Genomic DNA, 22980 nt, shown 5'->3' on the forward strand with positions numbered 1-22980 from the left:
AGCTAGTGATTAAACTACCACAAACTTATTTCAGCGAATTTTCTGGCAATAGCATTTACTATAACTAGTAGTATACAATTTATTACTGAGTTAAACATTCCTACTGCACTTGAAAAGCCATACTTTGCTTGTAGAAGACCTACTTTATAAACATAAGTAGATATTACTTCTGAAGCATCTAAGTTAAGAGGTGTTTGCAACAAAAAGACTTTTTCAAAACCAACACTCATAATCCCCCCCATACTAAGTATCAGTATAATTGTTGCCGTTGGAATTAGAACAGGAATGTTTATATGAATAATTCTCTGCAGTCTTGTTGCTCCATCTATAATAGCCGCTTCATGCTGTTCGTGATCTACAGAAGATAATGTTGCAAAGTATATAACAGACCCAAATCCGGTTCCTTGCCATACTCCTGACCAAACATATATGCTTTTAAAATATCCAGGTTTATTAATAAAATCTACAGGTTCAAATCCTAATAATTCAATAAATTTATTAATAATTCCATACTGCGGATTAAGATAAATGAGAACCATACCAACAAGAACAACAGTGGAAATAAAATGTGGAGCATATGTTACAGTCTGTACAAATTTTCTATACTTTACATTTCTTACTTCATTAAGCAGTAATGCGAGGATTATCGGGAAAGGAAATCCTGCCACTAAGGAGTATATCGAAATACCTACAGTATTCTTAATTAATGTCCAAAAATAATAAGATTCGAAAAATAGATTTAAATTCTTTAACCCAACCCAAGGACTTCCCCATATACCTTTTGTAGCAACAAAATCTTTAAATGCAAGTTGAACACCATACATAGGTGCATAATTAAAAATCGCAAAATAAAGCGTTGCAGGTAGTATAAAAAGGTATAATTCATACCTTTGAAGTATTTTTTTTAATGTCTTTTTCAATGTATTTGTGCTCATTAAATAACCTCCCCAAACGATTGTATATGTTAAACCGTCAATTAAATTATCAAGTAAAATTAAGAATTTGTAAATATGTCATAATTCAATTAATTTGCTAAAACCTGCTTTTACAATATTTTAAGCTCTATTTAGTTCTCTATATCTGCCGGGAGTAACACCTTCCAAATAACTAAATGTCCTTATAAAGCTTGAAGGATCAGTATACCCGCTTAACTCTACAATTTCCTTAACTGTTTTATCTGTTTCTACCAAGAGTTTTTTTGCATAATCGATTCTTAATCTTTTAATATAATCTGCAAATCTATAACCGGTATTTTGATAGAAAAACTTACTTAAATATTTTTCTGTAAGGCCAAATTCTTCTGCAATCAATTCAAGGCTTATTAGCGGATTTTTAAAGTTTTCATTTATGTATTTAACCAATTCAACTTTTAGTTTTTTATTTTTATTACTCTTATATTCATTAAAATAACCACATATCTTACCAATGCTAGACGTAAGGCCATTTTCTAATTCTTCAATGGTTTCATATTCCGAAATATTCTCTATTTCTTCTTTATATCCTGAAATATTATACTCATTAATTATTCTTATAACAGTATTAATAATATCATAACCTATAGATTTACCTATACCTATAGGAACATTACGGCTTTTTATGTTTTTAAATATACTATTCATACATTCTATTGCAGCTTTTGCATCACCCTGCTTTATAAAATTTGAGAAATTCATCATTTCTTCCATTGGATACCAGAAAACATTATTAGATTCTTTAACACAATCAACATAGAAGATTACATTTCCATAACCGGTAATTAACTTGTAATCCAAAGCATACTGTGCTTCTTCAAATGAAACCGATACATATTCCAATGAATTAGTAATACTTCCTATTCCAATATTAGTTTTTATTTTTAATTGCATTTTTAGAGTATGCTGAATTTTTTCAGATATATACTTAACTTTGTCTTTTTCAAGCTCATCTCTATTTCCATTCAGGATAATAACTCTATCCCCTCTTAATAATTCAATTATATAATAATTCACTTTAGGATTATATTCAGAAAGCATCATTTTAATAATATTTGAAACTCTACCTGATACAATTTCACTTCTTGAATAATTGAAAAAGGATATAATCATAACTTGAAAATAATTATAATCAAAACTAATTCCACATGAATTCATAAGACTTTCGGCTAGAGCAGAATTTACCATTTCTCCCTTAATGAGCATCAATAGTACTTGTTCTTTCATAAATGGTAATTGCTCATTAAGTTTTGCCAGAAGTTTTTTATTTTTGTCTATAGTGTCTTTTATTAAATTATCAATATATTCCATTTCATTAATTCGTTTTTGATTTATTCTTCTATCTGCTACATCAAAAAAGTTATCTATAATTTTCTTTATAGGTTTATAGTTCCTAGACGCCATAATTGAAGCTATAAATATACCAAATAAAATAATAAATACAAATATAAGGTAAATATGTAGGTTTGTCTTCCACCTTTCTCCTATATTTTTGTTAGAATATACTATAACATAATCTAGTTCCGCCAACTCCGATTTAACATTAATAACAAAATTATTTTTATCATTATATACGCTGTCATTTCCTCTCCATATCATATCTAATACACCACTATCAATTAAACCCTCAGATCCGTTAAGATAAACAATATCTTTATTCTTATTAAAGATATAAAAACAAAAATCATTCTCATTTTTCAAACCTAATACTTTATTAATTCTATCTTGTCTAAGAACAAAAGTCATTGTACCATATGGATTATTTTGGCCAATAGGTAATGAATATACAATAACAATCAAAGGCGTTTTAATTTGGTTATCATCTGAAGACTGGTTTATCCTTTTTATTAAAATACCTTTTGTATTGCTCATAAGCTCCATAAAATAAGCCTTCTCACTCTCTGAAAACGAGAAGTCCGAGCCAAACATTGTATAAATTGACATAACACCCCTAGAACAGTAAACCCTATTATCATCTTTAAAGTATAAATATATTTCATTTATAATACTGCTTTCCGCAATATACCTACTTAAAGTATTTGAAGCATTTTTAGACTGGTAGTCATTTTGTTTTATTACAGACATACTCATTAGTGCATCGAAAGCTATTCTTAATGCAATACTATTTATTATTTTATACTCGCTTTCAAATGTATTTATTAAATGGTTAGCATTAATTTTCCTGTAATTTGTAATTTCTTCCCAGTAGCTTTTGTTTAAATTATTATATAAAAGACCACCAAGTATTATAATAGGAATTGCCAAGATACTTATATAAGAAAACAAATATTTATAAAAAAGAGGTGATTTTGTATTTTTAAACATAATACCACCTTTTGAAAAATGTTACAATAAGAATCGCTTATTAAACTGCTACATATTATTTTATCATTATTTAAAATATTCTTCAATAAATTTAGAAGATTTCCATACATTAACAACTTTGTATTACAGCATATGGAAAAATATTTTTTATTCTCCATATGCTGTAATACTTAAGGTTTACCTGTTATATCTATCAAATGCCGCCTGTTGTATTTCAATGAATTTATTAAGTTTCAGTTGGTTATATAGTACATTCACGTAGTTATCCCAATTATCAAACGATTCTTCCCCAACTACAAATTTAGCCTGCATTTCACTTACATATTTGTGAATGTCTGTTCCTAATATACTTAATTGATCAGCTTCTTCCTTGGTATATCTAATATTTAAAGGGAAAAGCCTGCTTTCATCTTGGTATGGATATGAATATAATCTATTTCCATCTGCAACCCATTTCATGTAATCACCGGCAGGAGCTGCCATAAGTACTCTTACACCAATACCACCACCATATGCTTTTCTCTTTAAAAATGTTAACCATTCCGAAAGATCACCTTCAGGTTTAAATAAATATTTATATGCGGTTTTTGACGCATCAACATAATCCCAATCAACACCTTGCTGACCTACCCAAAATGAAACTCCGGAAAACCCTTCAACCGCATTATCAGGATCTCTATGAAAGATGTCGGCCCATTTTACAGATTCAACAGGATATTTATTATTTCTTGTTATTGCAAAATGACCTGTAGTATAACGGTCAATAGCTGTAGCAATTTTTTTATTATTAAATGCCGATGTTAATGGCGGCAATACCTGGTATTGTGTCCAGTCTGCCTGACCTGGATGAGCTAGTACACCACAAAGATTTGTTTTTGTTTTTGCAATATATTCCTCGCCTGTCTGAGAGATAAATGTATTATCAAGTAGCTTTTCCTTGTAAAGCTTTCTCAAAAACATTAAATACTGTTTGTATCCTTCTGAAGCTCTTGTAAAGACTACCTTGCCATCTTTTATTGATAGTACTCTGCCATCACCCCTGCCATATGTTTCACCAAATGCTGGCATTAACCACCCATTCATTCTTTCAAATCCATTGTCTGTCATCGGAATAGCATTTGCATCATATTTACTGAATGCAACAAGCACATTATAAAAATCCTCAACAGTTTCAGGAACTTTCAGGTTTAAATTATCAAGCCATTTTTTATTAATATGCATCTTCCAGTCCCCTTGTGTCATGGTATATGTAACCATTCCTAAAGCGTAAATATTTCCATCTATTGCTGTAACAGCCTTTTTAAGCAAAGGATATTTTTCGAATGCCTTTTTAATGTTTGGTCCGTAATCGTCTATATATTCATTAATTTTAAGAAATACCCCTTGAGGACCATAAGTATCTTCATCAGATTTAGAAATACCGTCTAGGAAAATATCAGGCAAATCTCCTGTTGCAAGTGCCAGGTTTTTCTTTTCTGCCCATCCCTCAGATGCAGTTTCAAATTCAAAATGGATATTAGTAATTTTCTCAAGATTTTTAAATACTGTGTATTCCTCCCATGGACCTTGATATGCATTGCTTGGTGCCATAACTTTAAGTGTAATCGGCTTTGATGATACAAGAGCTTCCTCACGTTTGATTTCCTCTGTAGGCTTAGCATTCGATTCCCCAGGCAAACTCTCGCCTGATTTTTTACAGCCTACAGCAAAAACTATCAATAGACTTAATACTGTGATAATACTAATCACTTTTCGCATTTTAACTCCTCCTTTAAAATAAAAATATATTTGTAAAATCCAGTAGCTTACTACTGAATTAATTACCAAATATTTTAGGTTATCATAACGACGTAATTTCTTCTTGCGCTTCATCCTTTCAAAGCTCCAATCATAATACCCTTGACAAAGTATTTTTGCAAAAACGGATATATAATGATAACGGGAAGTGCAGCTACAATAATCACTGCATACTTTATTAATGCACTAATTTCAATTTGTTTGGTAATTGCTTCAATTTGTCCCATATCCAACATTTGATTATTAATCTCATTAAGAATAAGAATTTTCCTCAAAATCAGTTGTAATGGAAACAAACTTTCTTTAGAAATATATATAAGTGCATTAAACCAGCTATTCCATTGACCTACACCATAATACAATGCCATTACTGCAATTATAGGTTTTGATAACGGTAAAATAATTGTTGTAAATAAGCCCGTATAAGAACATCCATCTATAGTTGCTGCTTCCTTAATACTACTTGGTATACTATTTTGATAGTAAGTTCTTACAATAACTATGTACCAAAAACCTAAAGCTCCCGGTATAATCTGTGCAAATGGAGTATTTCTTAGTCCAAGACCTTTTACTATTAAATATGTCGGAATCAAACCGCCGGAGAAATACATAGTCACGGTAAAAAGCAAAACAAATAACTTTTTCCCAATAAAATCCTGATGTGATAATGAATAAGCTGCAGTTAATGTCAAAAATAAACTAATGATAGTACCGGATATTGTATAGAATATAGTATTTCTGTATCCTACCCATAATTGGCTGTAACTGAATACACGTTTATATCCTTCAAAAGTAATCCCCCTTGGAATAATCCATACTTTCCCCCTGGATACTAAGAACGGGTCACTTATTGATGCAATAACGATATAAATAAGTGGATATAATACAATAATAAAAAAGAGAGTTACTAGACTTATGCTTACTATATCAAAAATGATATCATCTTTACTTTTATAAACCAATTATTTCTCCTCCTGTCTGACCAATCAACTTGAGTTGCCCGGTTTTATTAAAGCAGAAAATGAAATTTGTATTATAAGAGTAATTTAATTTTGAAAATATGTAAATATGTTATAAGTTAAGTGATTTGCCAAAACCCGAAAAACCGATATGTCAGAGTCATGATTTCGTCATTCCTGGCAAAGAATGCATTGAGTATACTTTAACTTTAATGGTTTAATTGCAGCAGGATACTATTTTTTTATAGGTTTTTTAGCTTGTCAACTTTAAAGAGCTAATCAGCCGTTTCTACGTCCATGTTTAATGATCATCAATTACTTCATGCAGTCTCGCATAGGTTGTTACAATTGCGTTCCTCTTCAAATCGTTATATATTTCCAGGGCTTTTCCCCCTGTAAAATCCCTGTTTTCAGGGTTATCGTCTTCAATTATAATAAGGTTTGAAGCATATCTTGCAGCTTCAAGGTTTCTTATATTCAAAACTCCGAAAGGCATGTTGCAAAGTATTGTAAACTCTGCTTCCTTTATATGTTTTATATTCTCATTAAAAGAATCGTCACATATTTCACTGAAAGGGTTATTAACTACCCGTTTTATTCCAAATACTTCAGCACAGTTAAGGTCGCTGTCTCCATGAGTGAGGACTCCCGTGGATATATCAAATCCCCTTTCAAAGAGCTGTCTTATAACTCCCGAGGCAGAACCCCCTCCACCAATAACATGCACACGTCTCTTTTCTTTCCTGTGCTCAAATCCGGGAATATAAAAATCAAGAAATCCTGTAATTCTGTTCCTGTAAACAAGGGCATTTACTCCATATGCCTTTGAAAGGTTCTCGGATGTTAAAACTTCTTCTGTTGTACCATCGGCAATTATTTCTCCGTCCTTCATGAGCATAAGCTTGGAACAATACCTGGACGCAATTTTTAAGTCATGCACAGCAGCAATAACTGTTTTTCCCATACTGCAAAGCTCCCGGCAGTAGGCAAATATTTGCTCTTCATATGCAATATCCAGGTTTGAAGTAGGTTCGTCAAGCAAAATTATATCGGTCTCCTGGGTAAGAATCTTGGCAAACAGTATCCTTTGTCTTTCCCCGCCTGAAACCTTTGTTATTGGTCTTTTTTCAAATTTCAAGGTATGGGTATAGTCCATATATTTCCTTGCAATGTTGTAATCCTCAATACTCTCTCCTCTTGCAAATCCCAGGTAAGGATACCTCCCTGTAAGGACAACATCTATCGAAGGAAAAGGAAATGTTATGTTCGTATTTTGGTTCATCAGGGCTACTTCCCTGGCAATCTTTTTCTCATTAAGCTTTGCTAAATCCATGTTTTTGATTTTAATTCGTCCATCAGATGTATTAATACCGTTTATACATTTAAGAAGAGTAGTCTTACCCGCACCGTTGGGACCTATAAGTCCCACAAATTCACCTTTCTTAATTTTAAAACTTACATCCTTTAGTATTTGAAGCTCATCTATAAAATAATTCAGTCCGACTATCTCAAGTATATAATTATTACCATAAATTACATTTTCTATCATTACAAAGCAACACCCTCTTTCCTCGCCTTATTCAATAGGAACAGAAAATAAGGCGCTCCAAGAAGAGAAGTTACTATACCTACACTTATCTCGCCCGGAGCCATAACCGTCCTGCCTATAAGGTCACATGCAAGGAGGAATATGGCTCCTCCCAACGCACTCGTCGGAATAAGCACCCTGTGGTCAGGCCCTATTAGAAGCCTTATTATGTGGGGCACCATGAGCCCTACAAAACTTATTGTACCACTGACACTTACTGCAACAGCAGTTAATATGGAAGAAAAAAACAGGATATATCTCCGTGTTTTCGAAGGATTCAGCCCAACAGATTGGGCCTCTTCCTCGCCTAAAAGCAGAATGTTCAAATCCCTGGAAAAAAGGAATAAAATAGATATACATAATAATATAGGAACAAAAGAGATTTTTACGTCTTCCCACCTTCGGCCATTCAAGCTTCCCATTGTCCAGAACAAAAACTGCTTTACCTGGTCGCTTCTTATAAAAGACAGGATTGCTGTAGTAACAGCACTAAAAAACATGCTTATGGCAATACCCGAAAGAATCATGTTCATTACAGGTATTTTCCCACCCCGGGAAGAAAGCAAAAATACCATAAAAGAGGCTATCAGGGCACCAGCAGAAGCAAAAAGAGGCATGAAGTAAATTCCTTTTGAAGGCAGGCCAAGATAAATTGCTGTAACAGCACCAAGGCTTGCGCCGCTCGACACACCTAATATACCTGGATCTGCCATCGGATTTCTAAACATGCCCTGCATAACTGCACCTGATGTCCCCAATGCTGCACCAACCAGTATTGTAGTTACAACCCGTGGAAATCTGACGTAAAATATGATTGATTCCCAACCTTCTTTGAAGTCTATATTCTTTAATAACCCCCAGTTTTTTAGAATTATTTTCACTGTATCCAAAAAGGGTACGCTGACCGCGCCTATTGCAGTAGAAATTACTACTGCTACAACAAGCACAGCCAGCATAATTGGTATAACTGAACTTATTTTAAGATATATATTTAATTTTAATGCTTCTTCCTTCTTTTTTATAGCCTTGTTCTTTCTATTCATCTCATTATTTCTTCCTTTTAATATTAATCCTTTCCGAACAACCCAGGGTATGCTGCCCTTGCTACATCCTCAACACCCAGGACAATGTACTGGGATGTAGTAGTCATATGCGCTTCAGGAAGATTAAATACCCTGTTATTTTTTATTGCGTTTACACTGGCAAGGCTTTTATCGTTTTTAAAATCTTCCGTAAATTTTTCTGCATCAAACCCTTCGTATGACCATGATGGAAGGAATAATATATCCGGGTTTAGCTCCACAATTTTTTCCTTGGAAATCTCCTGCCACATTTCCATACCCTGTTCTGATGCGAGATTAATAACACCAGCATGTTTAGTTATGTCATCAAAAGTGGTCCCTTTACCATAGGTATAAAGGAAAGAATCACAGCTCAATGCTTTCAGTTTTTCATCGGCTTTCAGGCTTTTCACCTTGTCTTCTATAGCTTTAAGTTTCGCGTCCATCCATGAAATAACATCCTTACCTTTTTCCTTCTCACCCACTAGTTCTGCGACTTTCAGCACAGCTTCTTTAACCTCGTCTATATTGTTGGGCGTTGCCAGTGCGTACACTGTAATATTGGCGTCCCTCAACTGCTTTACGGCATTTTCATCAGTCCAGTCTGCAACTATTATTAAATCAGGCTGTAAAGATATTAATGTTTCCAGTTCCAATTTAACCTTTACAGGAATTTCCTCTGCCTCTTTTACTACATTTGAAATTCCTGGGTCCACTGAAAGATGTGAAAGTGCTGTAATTCTTTTCTTATCAACCAAAGATAAAAGCATCTCATCGGTAGTAAGGGTAAGAGAAACAATTTTTTCAGGTTTCTTTTTTATTTCTATTTCTACGCCCTTGGCATCTTTAACTTTAAGCGGAAATCCTGCATCATCTTTTTCTTCGGCTTCTTTTTCAGTACCTGAAGCATCACCGGTTTGTACAGTAGAACTTGTATCTGTAGTTTTATCTTTCCATTTTACAGTACAGGCAGTAAATACTGTAAAAAGTACAAATACCATTAATAATATTCCAATAATTTTTAATAGTTTGTTGTTATTTTTAGTTAACGTTTTCATTAATCCATATCTCCTTTCATTTTTTATCTGCTTATCTGTTATTTTTAAAATTCTATACCCTTTCTTGCATAAATGCCGTTATTCACAGGGTGTTTAACCGGAACCATTTCGGAAACATAGTCGGCCAACTCTATAAATTCTACCGGGGCATTCCTTCCGGTAAGCACAAGTTCAAGGCTGTCAGGTTTGTTCCTAATAAAATTTATAACTTTTTCTTTTTCCAAAAGCTTGGTATTGACTGCTGCTATAACTTCATCCAGTATTATAACATCCCATTCTCCGCTAAATGCAGCATTTTCTGTAATTTCAAATATTTCATGTTGGATCTTGCAGGCTGTTTCCAACTCTTCAGCACTCATTTCCCAGGTAAACTTTTTTAAAGGGGTACCCCTGTATAATGTAAATTCCGGCTCAAGCTTTTTTAAAGTAAACATCTCGCCGGTTTCAATACCTTTCAGAAACTGGGCCATAAACACCTTTAAGCCTCTCCCGCAAGCCCTTATGCCAAGTCCTATAGCTGCAGTAGTTTTCCCTTTTCCGTCACCGGTATATATATGGATCAATCCGCGCATTATACTCATCCTTTTTCTTATTTATTTTTATTCTTACGCTTATCACGCTTTTCATGCTAATTAAGCATTAAAAAACCTCCTAACCCTTACCTGGTCAAGAGGAATTAAAAAACAGCAATATCTTCGTTTCAAACATAGTTTCACACCCCCTATCGACCGTAGAGCTTCTTTGTGAAACAATACAGGCAGGTCTTCTGGCTTAAGCATCATCGTCCTTTTAACCTTCCCATCCCATAAACCCAGGACAGTGGTTCACTAAAAGGACTCCTCTTTTACAGCGGCGGGACCGCGCGGGATTTTCACCCGCTTCCCTTTTCATTAATCCTACTTAAAGGATTAAACCTGTATTGGTATATGAGTCCTACAAGTATTCAATTGTCAAATATAAGTTTATATCAAATATGAGAAATATGCAATGTGTTTTTTTATGTTTTTTTGTATAAAATCTACTTACAGGCCCAATATTTTTTCAACCTGCTTTTTCATTTCTTCCCTGGCACAAACCGTATAGTGCCTTATTTCTTTTTTGTCCAGATCCTTCAACCCATAGGGTATTGGAATGCCACATTCTTCTGAAAGTATTTCTAACAGCTGGAATTCATCCTTGTCCCTGATTTTTTCTTCTCCTAATACTGCCTTTGATACACTTTCACTAAATTTAAAAGGACTAGCGGTAGATGCAATTACGGTTTTTGTGCTCTTGTCGCCAATTTCAACCACATATTTCTGGTATACATCCATTCCAACTGCAGTGTGAGTATCAATAAGGTATCCGTAATCCTTATACACTTTTTTTATGGCATTTAAAGTTTCTTCCTCACTGCTGTAGGAAGCCCAAAATATACCTGATACTTTCTTCTTTGTCTCGTAATCTACCTTATAAATTCCATCTTCTTTTAATTCTTTCATCCAATTGCAAATACGCTTTGAATCATGTCCGGTTATTTCATAAAGAAGCCTCTCTAAGTTACTGGAAATTAAAATATCCATGGAAGGGGATATGGTTTTCTTAAACATTCTCTTTCTATTATATACCCCCGTGTTCATAAATTCTGTTAATACATTGTTTTCATTGGATGCACATATGAGTTTATTTACAGGTAGACCCATTTCCTCCGCATAAAAAGCAGCAAGTATGTTACCGAAATTTCCTGTCGGCACAACAATGTTTATTTTATCTTCAGGAGTTATCTCACCTTTTTTTACCATATCACCATATGCAGAAAAGTAATAGACAATCTGGGGTACCAATCGTCCCCAGTTTATTGAGTTTGCAGAAGAAAACCCATATCCTTTTTCTTCCATAATTTTATTTAGCTCTTGATCAACAAATATTGCCTTGACACCACTCTGGGTATCGTCAAAATTCCCTTTTACACCAAGAGTATATACATTACTTCCTTCCTGGGTAATCATTTGCATTTTTTGAATTTCACTGACACCACCAAATGGATAGAACACAATTATCCTTGTTCCCTCTACATCTTTAAAACCCTCCAGTGCTGCTTTCCCCGTATCTCCTGAAGTTGCCACAAGAATTACTATTTCTTTGCTTTCTCCCGTCTTTTGCACTGCTTTTACCAGCAAATGAGGTAAAAACTGGAGTGCAATATCTTTAAAGGCACATGTGGGTCCATGCCACAACTCCAGGATATACGTGCTGCTATTTATCTTATGGACAGGTACCACTTCAGGGCTCCCAAACTTTGCTTCGCTATATGCATTCTTTACGCACTCATGTATTTCTGTTTCCGTATAATCAGTTAAATAGGACATTAATATGGGAATCGCTCTTTCCTGGTAATTTGCCTTTATTAATTGTTCTAACATGTACGGTGTTATTTTAACAATATTTTCCGGTACAAACAACCCACCATCAGGAGCAATACCCTTTTTAACAGCTTCAGCCGACGGTACTCTACCGGTTCTTCCTCTTGTACTTTCATATAACATATATAAATCCTCCATAATCTTTTGGTTTCGTATTTGAGTTATATTTTATTGGTATTTTACTATTCTCTATTACCTCAAGTCAATACAACCTATACTACATACTACGGTATTACCTGTTTACTATCTCCTCCATTGATTATTATATCTTCCATTAAACCACGGAAAAGGTATTGGCATAGGCTTTTTGTATTTGTATCCTGATGTTTTTTCAAAGTCATTAAACAATGATATTGCAGTTTTTTTACCAGATTCATATAAATATTTTTTATCTTCCTGGTCAATATTAAAATCAAGAGAGTAAACCTTGTTTGTGTTTATTTTTCCCACATACTTTAAGTCAGAAGTAGAATCTTTTGGCACACCTATATCATGCACTGCAGATATAAGTGCTTTTAATATCCCCAAGGGAGTGTTAATATGGAAAATTCCCTTTTTCTCTCCTCCATCCAGTGTAAAACCAACTGTCGGATATTTAGGGGAATTTTCAATCAACCAGGACGGGAACTTATCTAACACCCCGCCATCTATAATATAATGGATTTTAGTTTTATCCCCCTGTTTTTTCTTAATTTCTACAGGCTTAAAGGCAAAAGGCACACATGTACTCATTCTAACAGCCTTTGCCACTTCAAATTTATCCGGGTCAATACCATAATAGGATATATCATCAGGTAGAACAATAACCCTTGCCCTATTACAGTCAACAGCCGTCATTCTTATTTTATATCCCTCGGGATTTTTAGAATCTATAACTCCTCCCCTCAGATCACCGAAAACCTTTACCCCTTTTTTGGCCAATACCTTTGCTACCCATTCTTCAAGATATTCACCATCAAACAGGCATCCTTTCTGGCAATATGTCACTATATTTTTTAAAAAACCGGCTCTGTAATCATCTAATTCCATATTTGAACTATCATCTTTAGTCAAAAAAGACCTAAAAACACTTTCATCGTACTGCTTTAGTTTATTTGTAATATCCATAATTCTTTGTACAGCCGGTACTTTTTCAGGTATTTTATTCAAATTTAGTTCCGAAAAATCGAATTCATCGAGTATTTTTATTAATTCTTCAGCCTTATATCCGGCTGCTACATAAGCACCGGCAACAGATCCTGCCGATACGCCTGCAATATTCCCCCATCTATAACCTCTCTTTTGGGCAACTTCAAAAACCCCGGCATAAGCAATTCCCTTAATTCCTCCTCTCCCAAGGATTAGGTTTAATATTCTTTTTTTCTCCATAAATGCCCTGTTACTACTAAACCACAATATTGTCATCCCCTTTAATTTCCCGATATGAGTGTATTTACTCCCAATACATTCTATTAAAAATGCACCCTTCCTGTGCATAAAGGGTGCATTTACATATTTGCATTTAATTTCATTACTATATATTTCTATTCATTTTCAGTATTTCCTATAATACTGTCCAGCCTACTTTTTGAATACCTGGCATATTCGCTGTCGGGAAATTTTTCTATTGTTTTTAGAAACATTGCCTTTGCATTTTCTTTATCGTTCAATTCAAGATAGCATTTTCCCATGTAATAAAGCACTATATCCATTTTGCCATAATTTTCATAATATTCGGAAATTTTTGAATACTTATTTAAGGATTCCCTGTATTTTTTCGCCTGGAATAAATTATAGGCTTGGCTATATACTATATCTGAAGCCCTCGGCATTACATCGTTAAACAACTTGTCATATTTTTCTTTTTCAGCATCTTTAAATTCTATATTTTTTATTAATATTAACATGTCTGCAGCCTCTTCATATTTTCTTGCTTTAGCCAAATCCTCAACTTCATAAAGTTTTATAGCTGCTTTATAATAATCCCTTTCGGTTTTTGTTGCTTCTAAGTCTTTTTTTAAATTTTCATACTCATTACTAAGTTGTCTGTATTTTTCTTCATATTCATTATTTTCAATTACCGCAGGTCCCTTATCGGTATCTCCATTATTTACATCACTACCATTATTATATTTGAAAATACTTGGAATACCTATTAAAAAAGCTATAATAATTCCAATAATAATACCTGTTAAATATTTAATAACATCCTGCTTCCTATCGCTTTTTCCCTCACCTGTCGTCGAAAATCCCCTTATGCTTACCTTATCCGATTTAATTTCTCTTGTTTTTGCAACTTTTTTCCTTACCCCGCTCTTTTTAGCCGTCCCTTTTGTCTGGGAAATATCCGGAGTTTCTTCATTTCTCATAATTCTTAAATAATTAAATGCCCTAATACCGTTATTTTCAGCTTTTGTTACCTTTTCAAACATCTCTTCCGCTTTTTCATATTCTTTTAAGTAATAATAACACAGTCCAAGGAGGTTAATGGCTTCATAGAATTCAGGGTTTAAGGATATTGCTTTTTTTAGTTCGATTATAGCGATATCTTCACTATTCATTTTTAGTTTTTCCAGTGCATTATTATAAAGCAATATGGAATTTTTTATGTCTTCGGGTATATCGGAATTAATTTTAGTAATGTTTTCAAGACTGATAGGCAAAAAATTTTTAAGCTCATTTTTAAGGTCAACCATAGAAAATCACCCCCACCATATAATTAACGCCGGTACTTTATGAAAATGCTGAGCTTCGAAGGTTTTCAAAGTACCGTCTAATTTCTCCTATATAATACAAAGAACCAAATGCACATATTATGTCATCACCAGAATAAATTTGAAGAGCTGTCTTTATACCACTTTCTATTGTATCACTAATTAATACATTTTTACAATATGCTCTTATATTTTCAGCCAATTCAGCAGCAGGAAGCGCCCGCTCACTTAAAGGGGTTACAGTAATAAATTTATCAGCTAATGGTGCTATGATTTCCAACATTGCTTTATATTCCTTATCTCTCAACACGCCCATTATGAATATTTTTTTCTTATCCGGAAAATATGTGGTGAGGTATTCTGCCAAAACTCTTACTCCTTCTATATTGTGAGCACCATCTATAAAAAAAAGGGGGTTTTTGCTTACAACTTCCATCCTGCCCGGCCAGCTTGCTCTTTCTAATCCCTTTCTAATGGTTTCTTCGGTAATTTTATATCCTTTATTAGCTAGAACTTTACAGGCTTCTACGGCAACTGCAGCATTTTTTAACTGGTGTCCGCCCAAAAGTTTAATTTTTAAATTTTTATATGGACCAAAATCAAAAGTCTGGCCCTCAATATCATGACCCAGAGCTTTAATCTTCCCGAAATCCGCTCTATGAAGCCTTGAATTTCTTTCATTACATACATTTTCAATAACCTTCTCAACCTCCTCATCCTGGGAGTATAATACTACATCTCCGCCTTCCTTAATAATGCCGGCTTTTTCAAAAGCAATTTGGGCCAGTGTATTACCAAGTATATCCATATGGTCATAGCTTATTGAGGTAATAACCGATACAAGAGGAGTATTAATTACGTTTGTAGAGTCAAACCTGCCTCCAAGTCCCACTTCCAATACTACAATATCACACTCCATTTCACAATAATATTGGAAGCCAATGGCTGTTACTATTTCGAATTCTGTGGGGTGTGTCAACCCACTTCTCAACATTTCATCCACCTTTCCCTTTACTATTTCAGTTATTCTGGCAAGATCATGTTCCGATATTTCTTTCCTGTTAACCTGTATCCTTTCGGTAAAACGTTCAATATAAGGAGATATATAAATACCTGTTTTATAACCGGATTCTATCAGTATGCTGCCTATAAAGGCAACAGTTGAGCCTTTCCCATTTGTGCCCGCTACATGGACATACTTTAATTTTTCATGGGGGTTGCCAAGCATTCCCAATAAAGTCTTTATATTTTCAAGGCCGAGTTTGCATCCGAACTTCCTTGTACCATGTATATATTCCAATGCTTCTTTATAAGTCATAACAACACTCCATCTCCAAAATATTAGAAATTTAATTATTTGGCTTTAGAATTTATTCTGCCCCACAACATTTTTTATACTTTTTCCCGCTTCCACAAGGACATGGGTCATTACGCCCAACTTTAAATGTCTTCACTACAGGTTTTCGCGGCTCATCGCTATGGGTTGCACTAACAGGTTCCGCCACTTTTTGCCGCTGAGGCGCATGGGCAGGGTCGATACGGGATTTGAGGACAATTTTTACGGAATCCTCCTGTATAGCCCTTATCATATCTTCAAACATTTCATGTCCTTCAAACTTGTACTCAATTACAGGGTCTCTTTGTCCATATGCCCTAAGCCCAATCCCATACCTCAACTGGTCCATTGCGTCTATATGGTCGGTCCATTTTTCGTCAACAACTCTCAGCAGTATAACTCTTTCAATTTCCCTCATAAACTCGGAACCCAGTTCTTTTTCACGGTTTTCATACTCTTTCAAAGCTATGGATATAGCCTTCTCTTTTAAGTCTTCCTTGGTAATATAATCCCATTCATCTTTTTCTATTTTCAGGGCACCCTGGGGAAGCAAGATATTTTCCAAATATAAGGTCAAACCTTCCAAATCCCAGTGGTCAGGATGGGAGCTCTCACTGCAGTAAGCATCAACCATGCGGTTCACAATATTTTCTATCATCTTTATATAATAATCTTTTAGGTTTTCCCCATCCAATACTTTTCTTCTTTGAGCATATATCAATTCTCTCTGCTGGTTCATGACATCGTCATACTGGAGTACATGCCTTCTTATATCAAAGTTCTTTCCTTCTACTCTTCTTTGAGCATTTTCAATAGCATTGGAAAGCATTTTATGTTCTATAGGCTGGTCATCTTCCAAACCTAACGCATCTACAATACCTGAAAGTCTGTCGGATCCGAAAAGCCTCATCAAGTCATCTTCAAGGGAGATATAAAACCTGGAAGAACCGGGGTCTCCCTGCCTTCCTGCACGACCCCTCAACTGGTTATCTATACGCCTTGCTTCATGTCTTTCAGTGCCAATTATATGAAGACCGCCTGCCTTGATAACTTCTTCCTTTTCTTTATCTGTAGTTTCTTTAAATTTCTCATACAGTTCTCTGAAAGTTTTTCTTGCTTCCAGCACAATTTCATCATCAGTTTCATTAAACCCTACCGCTTCATTAATAAGATCCGGAGGATAGCCAAGCTTCCTCATTTCCTGTTTGGCAAGAAATTCGGGGTTTCCTCCCAGCATAATGTCGGTACCGCGTCCTGCCATATTGGTAGCTATTGTAACAGCACCGAGCTTTCCTGCCTGTGCTACTATTTCAGCTTCTCTTTCATGATGTTTTGCATTTAAAACATTATGGGATATTCCCCGCTTTCTTAACATTTCACTTAACAGCTCCGACTTCTCAATAGATATTGTACCAATAAGAACAGGCTGCCCCCTCTTATGGCATTCCACTATCTCATCTATAACAGCGTTAAATTTGCCTCTTTCATTTTTGTAGACAACATCAGGATGATCTACTCTTATCATGGGTTCATTTGTAGGTATTTCTATAACATCAAGCTTGTAAATGGCACGGAACTCCTCTTCTTCTGTTAGAGCAGTACCTGTCATTCCTGCAAGTTTTTTATACATTCTAAAATAATTCTGGAAAGTGATAGTTGCCAGAGTTTTACTCTCTCTTTCAACCTTTACCCCTTCCTTTGCTTCAATTGCCTGGTGCAATCCTTCGCTGTAACGCCTTCCGTACATGAGACGGCCTGTAAATTCATCTACAATGATAACTTCCCCGTCTTTCACAATATAGTCCCTATCCCTCTTCATAAGGCCATGAGCCTTAAGGGCCTGGTTGATATGGTGGGATATTGTCATATTATCCGGATCGGAAAGGTTCTCTATTCCAAAATAGCTTTCTGCTTTTTTAATACCTTTACTAGTTAAGGTAACCGTATGGGCTTTTTCATCAACAATATAGTCTGCATCAATATCGTCCATATACTCTTTGCTATCCGTCTCAACGAATACAACCGGTCTTAGCCTTAACACAAATGAATTGGCTTTTTTATATAAATCCGTGGATTTATCTGCTGCGCCTGATATTATAAGAGGTGTACGGGCTTCATCAATCAATATGCTGTCCACCTCGTCAACAATTGCATAATGCAACTCTCTTTGCACCATGTCTTCTTTATAAATAACCATATTATCCCTTAGATAATCGAATCCAAATTCGTTGTTTGTACCATAAGTTACGTCGCTGTTATATGCTTTCTTCCTTTGACTGCTGTCAAGGCCGTGAATTATTAGTCCTACACTAAGTCCCAGGAAGTTGTAGATTTTTCCCATCCATTCACTATCTCTTTTGGCAAGATAGTCGTTTACAGTAACAACATGGACTCCCTTCCCTTCAAGGGCATTTAGATATACAGGGAGTGTAGCTACAAGTGTTTTACCTTCTCCGGTTTTCATTTCTGCAATACGGCCCTGGTGCAATACTATGCCGCCTATTAACTGTACCCTGAAATGCCTCATGCCGAGGACTCTCGTGGATGCCTCCCTTACTACTGCAAAAGCTTCAGGTAATAAATCGTCCAAAGTTGCTCCGTTTTTCAATCTTTCTTTAAATTCGGCAGTTTTTCTTCTAAGGCTCTCATCGCTTAATTTTTGCATCTCAGGTTCTAATGCCTCTATCCTGTCAACTAAAGGTATTATCCTTTTAATTTCCCTTTCGCTATAGCTTCCTATTATTTTTTCAATAAGTTTAAACATTCAATCAACCTCCATTTAGTACTTACTTTACAGTTGTCCGCTTCAACACTAAATCAAGCACGCTTCTGCCAAAAAATATTTCGAATATAAAAATGCATATTCCTAACGCAATAATTAAATCTCCAATACTTACTACCCGCATAAAGTAGCCAAATATGCCAGGTGGTTCTATTATATCTGCCAAAAAAGCCAGTTTTGCACCCTCATCTATAAACATATGCTTAAAATCCAGCCCTTCCTTTACCATATTTATCGCTTGCTGCAGGTCGTTTTTTAAAAGCACTTCATAACTTACCGGCATCCTGCCTTTATTTAACAATATTACCAAAGCGTTCAGTCCAGTGCCCAAGGCGATAACATTAATACCGAGGTACTTCCTATTAAACCAAAATCCGGCAAACAGCAAGCAGTAAATAACAGCATTAATCAACAGGGCATTATTAATAATTTTGTAAGAATATCTCTGTGTTGCTATTTGAGCGGCATACTGAATTAATAATCCAAAAATAATTAGCAATCCTTTTCTAAACTTAAAATTTACAAAATTGGAAAACTTGCCGCCAACTATTAACGCAGCGACTATTCCTAAAACAACTGATATAATATAAAGCAAAAAACCACCCCTTATTGAGTATATTTTACTGTTAATTTCGCTTTGGGCTGCCATCAAGCCTGGCAAGTATCATATTATATCCATCTGCCCCATAATTCAGACACCTGTTGACTCTGCTTATAGTAGCGGTACTGGCTCCTGTTATTTCACTAATTTCATTATATGTTTTCTTTTCCCTCAAAAGCCTAGCCACCTCTAACCTTTGGGCTAAAGCTTTGATTTCAGCTATTGTACATATGTCTTCAAAAAATTTGTAACACTCTTCCTCATTCCTTAATAACAGAATAGCTTCAAAGAGTCTATCAATAAGGGGGTCTTTCAACTTACCATTCATGCGCTCACCAACTCTCCATAATATATCTAATTAATAATATATCTATAAACTGCAAGTTATTAAATAACACGTATTAAATGCTCAATAACGCCTGTACTTAAGTGTAAGAATTATACTTTCCACTAAAAGTCGTCTAAAGTAAATACAGGAGTCCTGTAAATCCCATACCTAGTTAAAATAATTAAATATCTATATATACAATTTTAATTTAAATATGCATTAAAGTCAAAACAATAATATGATATGATATAATTAATAGCGAGTATAAATATATAAACAAATTATAAGAACAAGGACGGTTTATTTGTATGGATATTGAGATATTTCCCGTAAGGACAAAAGTTGATTTGAATAAATTTATAAAACTTCCCTGGAAAATATACAAAGGAAATAAATACTGGGTTCCGCCCCTTATCGGTGATTTAAAGAAAACACTAATGCCTCTTATAAATCCTCTAACCAGGAAAAAAACTTGTGAATTATATCTTGCTTTACTCGATGGTGAGCCTGCAGCAAGGATTTTTACAGGCATTGACGAAATGCTCAATCGAAAAAAAAATGCAAAAATGGGTTACTTTTCTATGTTTGAGTGTATTAATAATATAGAAGTTGCAAAAGTTATTTTTGATAAAGCTTTTTCCTGGTTTAGGGAAAATGGTATTACCTTAATAAGAGGTCCTGTTTCAATTGATGGTGCTGATAGAGATGAATATAAGGGTCTTTTAATAGATTCTTTTGATAAACCACCTGTACTTTTGAATTCCTACAATCCTGAGTATTATATAAGTATTTTTGAAGAGTGCGGTTTTGAAAAGGATTATGATGTATTCGCATATTACCTTGACCGTAATAAATTATTTGAAAAAGATCCTTCAAAAATAATAGAATATGCAAAAAAAAGATATGGTTTCAGAGTAGATACATTGGATTTGAAGAATATTGATAAAGAAATTAATGATATTAAATATATATTAGACCTTGCAATACCTGATGAATGGGAGGATCTTGCCCCTCCATCCATCGATGATATAAGAGAAATAGCAAAAAGTTTGCTTTCTTTTGCGGACCCGGAGTTAATAGCCATTGCAAGGACAAATGACAGTGACAACAGGCCTATCGGCTTTGCAATTGCTCTACCCGACTATAACCAGGTACTTGTCCATCTAAACGGACGCATTAACCCCATTTCTATTGTGAAGTTTGCCTGGTATAAAAGGAAAATTAATGCAGCCCGCATATTTATAATGTTTGTAATTCCTGAATATAGGAAAAAAGGAGTATCCTTTGCCATTTATTATCAAATTTTTCTAAATGGCGTGCAGAAGGGCTATATATGGGGGGAAGGGTCAACTATAGGCGAAAAAAACCATATTATGCGTAATGATATTGAAAGTATGGGGGGCCAAAGGTATAAAACTTACAGGATTTATAAAAAAGAATTATCTTGATATTATAAGAAATACCAGTGTAAAATATTGGGTGCATGTAAAACATGCACCCATAATAGTACTAATATTATTATTCCTCTTCTTTCTCATCTATAATCTCTTCTTCAAGAATAACGTCGTCAATAGCCACTTCATCTTCTAAAAATTCTTCATCTAATATTGCCGCTTCATTAAAACTCATGCTTTCTATATAGCCGCCCTTTTTCACCTTATACTCAATTCCTCTCCAGGTAACATAAGGCCTATTGAAAGAATATAAAAGGAAGAATGTTCCGAAAATATCAAAGAATAAGGCCATAGGAATATCTACAGGTAAAACTTCGTTCATAGTCACTTTTCTATGAAGTAAGCCATGCAAAGTTCTGAATGTCATATACAAAAGTACCAGATAAAGCAGCTTCATATTATGGGTAACTATAGCTATAATAAACAGTGCCCAATACCAAAAAAGCATGGCAACAAAGGCAGGCAAATCAACTGCTATATGGGTTTTTATACCAACAGCTATTCTTTTTGCATAGTTGAAAGATTTTTCCCTTGGAATTCTGTCAACATGGCACTCAATAAACGGTCCGAGAACTAGTTTATAACCCATCTTGTAAAGAGTATTTCCAAGGTGGAGATCTTCAAGGAGGGAGCCACCAAATGCTTCCAAACCTCCAATATCCTGAAGTAATTTTTTTCTCATCCCAAAGGCAGCACCTGTAGCACCTACATCAAAACCAAGCTTAGTAAAAAATGCCCACATAAAATCGGTCTCACTGTTCTGAAGAAACGTAAAAAATCTTGTCCAGAAGCCCCTGCCACCAATGTTAATCTGGCCACAGGTTGTTATCCCCACTTTTTCATCCAATAACGGCCTGACCATTTTTACGGTAAAGTCAGGTTTTACTCTGATATCGCTGTCACCAAAAAGAACTATATCATATTTTGCTAATTTCAACCCATGCACCATATTGGAGCTTTTCCCATTCAATCCTTCTATTACCGGATTAACGATTATTTCAATGTCCCTATTAGGATAACGTTCTTTTAGCTTTTTCACCACTTCAATAGCAGGATCATCGGGTTCCTGAAAGCTAAAAATATGCTGAACCTCTCCCCTGTAGTTTTGATTCATCCAGCTTTCCAAATTCTTTTCAAATTCGAAATCCAGATCTTTAACCGGGTGTATTACAGTTACAGGTACATTTTCATCCCTCTCGTCCGAATCAATAATAGTATTGGTCCAGCGAAGATGAAGGTAAACAAATATTAGTTGAGCCACCCAAAAACAGCAAAACAAAAAACCCAAACCCAAAGCAAAGTACATCATACACATGACTCCCCCAAATAAATTAATTTTTGCAAGCATTGGCCGGTTGTGGTCATTGCTGTAGTATACTTTGCTTTTATTATATAATGTTTTCTCACTATAGACAACATCAGAGATGAAGCACGAATTTAAAAGAAAGAGAAAACAAGAGTTATAGAGAGTAGCAAAAAAATATTTTCGCAAAACCGGGTTGGACACGTACAAGATTAGTATTGTATAGTAGACTTGGGGGAGGTAGGTAATCAAGTCATGAACAATACTAATAGAACATTTTCAGGTAGGACATTTAGTCCTGAAGATATAGAAATGATAAAAT

17 protein-coding genes and 1 riboswitch are annotated in these 22980 nt (G+C 34.8%); of the genes, 1 reads left to right on the forward strand and 16 read right to left on the reverse strand.

Going from position 1 to position 22980, the window contains the following annotated elements; all coding sequences use genetic code 11:
• Positions 1-14: 14 nt before the first annotated feature.
• The 15 genes from HPY74_07725 to HPY74_07795 form a co-directional block, all read right to left on the reverse strand.
• On the reverse strand, positions 15-935 hold the full coding sequence (locus HPY74_07725; GenBank protein NSW90553.1) for a sugar ABC transporter permease: 921 nt from the start codon (positions 933-935) through the stop codon (positions 15-17).
• A 120-nt stretch (positions 936-1055) separates the two neighbouring features.
• Positions 1056-3296, reverse strand: a complete 2241-nt coding sequence (locus HPY74_07730; protein ID NSW90554.1) for an AraC family transcriptional regulator — start codon at positions 3294-3296, stop codon at positions 1056-1058.
• Positions 3297-3473: 177 nt separating this feature from the next.
• Positions 3474-5054: an extracellular solute-binding protein gene (locus tag HPY74_07735; GenBank protein NSW90555.1), complete on the reverse strand. Its 1581-nt coding sequence runs from the start codon at positions 5052-5054 to the stop codon at positions 3474-3476.
• A gap of 110 nt (positions 5055-5164) precedes the next feature.
• Positions 5165-6055: a carbohydrate ABC transporter permease gene (locus HPY74_07740; protein NSW90556.1), complete on the reverse strand. Its 891-nt coding sequence runs from the start codon at positions 6053-6055 to the stop codon at positions 5165-5167.
• A gap of 298 nt (positions 6056-6353) precedes the next feature.
• A complete protein-coding gene (locus HPY74_07745; protein ID NSW90557.1) occupies positions 6354-7601 on the reverse strand; it encodes an ABC transporter ATP-binding protein in 1248 nt (415 codons plus the stop codon).
• Positions 7601-8683, reverse strand: coding sequence for an iron ABC transporter permease (locus tag HPY74_07750; protein NSW90558.1), 1083 nt, complete (start codon positions 8681-8683; stop codon positions 7601-7603). The genes HPY74_07745 and HPY74_07750 overlap by 1 nt, the downstream gene beginning before the upstream one ends.
• 23 nt (positions 8684-8706) lie before the next feature.
• Positions 8707-9759, reverse strand: coding sequence for an ABC transporter substrate-binding protein (locus HPY74_07755; protein ID NSW90559.1), 1053 nt, complete (start codon positions 9757-9759; stop codon positions 8707-8709).
• A gap of 44 nt (positions 9760-9803) precedes the next feature.
• On the reverse strand, positions 9804-10340 hold the full coding sequence (locus tag HPY74_07760) for a cob(I)yrinic acid a,c-diamide adenosyltransferase (protein NSW90560.1): 537 nt from the start codon (positions 10338-10340) through the stop codon (positions 9804-9806).
• Between the two features lie 157 nt (positions 10341-10497).
• Positions 10498-10692, reverse strand: a riboswitch (cobalamin riboswitch).
• Positions 10693-10781: 89 nt separating this feature from the next.
• On the reverse strand, positions 10782-12284 hold the full coding sequence (locus HPY74_07765) for a threonine synthase (protein NSW90561.1): 1503 nt from the start codon (positions 12282-12284) through the stop codon (positions 10782-10784).
• A 120-nt stretch (positions 12285-12404) separates the two neighbouring features.
• Entirely contained in the window at positions 12405-13565 is a 1161-nt protein-coding gene (locus tag HPY74_07770; protein ID NSW90562.1) for a patatin-like phospholipase family protein, read from the reverse strand.
• A gap of 119 nt (positions 13566-13684) precedes the next feature.
• Complete coding sequence (locus HPY74_07775; protein ID NSW90563.1) at positions 13685-14836, reverse strand: tetratricopeptide repeat protein; 1152 nt, start codon at positions 14834-14836, stop codon at positions 13685-13687.
• A gap of 37 nt (positions 14837-14873) precedes the next feature.
• Positions 14874-16172, reverse strand: coding sequence for a bifunctional folylpolyglutamate synthase/dihydrofolate synthase (locus tag HPY74_07780; GenBank protein ID NSW90564.1), 1299 nt, complete (start codon positions 16170-16172; stop codon positions 14874-14876).
• A 52-nt stretch (positions 16173-16224) separates the two neighbouring features.
• Entirely contained in the window at positions 16225-18954 is a 2730-nt protein-coding gene (secA, locus tag HPY74_07785; protein NSW90565.1) for a preprotein translocase subunit SecA, read from the reverse strand.
• A gap of 22 nt (positions 18955-18976) precedes the next feature.
• On the reverse strand, positions 18977-19567 hold the full coding sequence (locus tag HPY74_07790) for a DUF5317 domain-containing protein (protein ID NSW90566.1): 591 nt from the start codon (positions 19565-19567) through the stop codon (positions 18977-18979).
• Positions 19568-19598: 31 nt separating this feature from the next.
• Entirely contained in the window at positions 19599-19901 is a 303-nt protein-coding gene (locus HPY74_07795) for a hypothetical protein (protein ID NSW90567.1), read from the reverse strand.
• A gap of 308 nt (positions 19902-20209) precedes the next feature.
• On the opposite strand from HPY74_07795, the gene HPY74_07800 reads away from it, so the two are divergent.
• Entirely contained in the window at positions 20210-21349 is a 1140-nt protein-coding gene (locus tag HPY74_07800) for a hypothetical protein (GenBank protein ID NSW90568.1), read from the forward strand.
• Positions 21350-21419: 70 nt separating this feature from the next.
• Here HPY74_07800 and HPY74_07805 read toward each other — a convergent pair whose 3' ends face one another.
• On the reverse strand, positions 21420-22664 hold the full coding sequence (locus HPY74_07805) for a glycosyltransferase (protein NSW90569.1): 1245 nt from the start codon (positions 22662-22664) through the stop codon (positions 21420-21422).
• Positions 22665-22980 lie beyond the last annotated feature (316 nt).

It is taken from the genome of Bacillota bacterium, assembly GCA_013314855.1.
Lineage (GTDB): Bacteria > Bacillota > Clostridia > Acetivibrionales > DUMC01 > Ch48.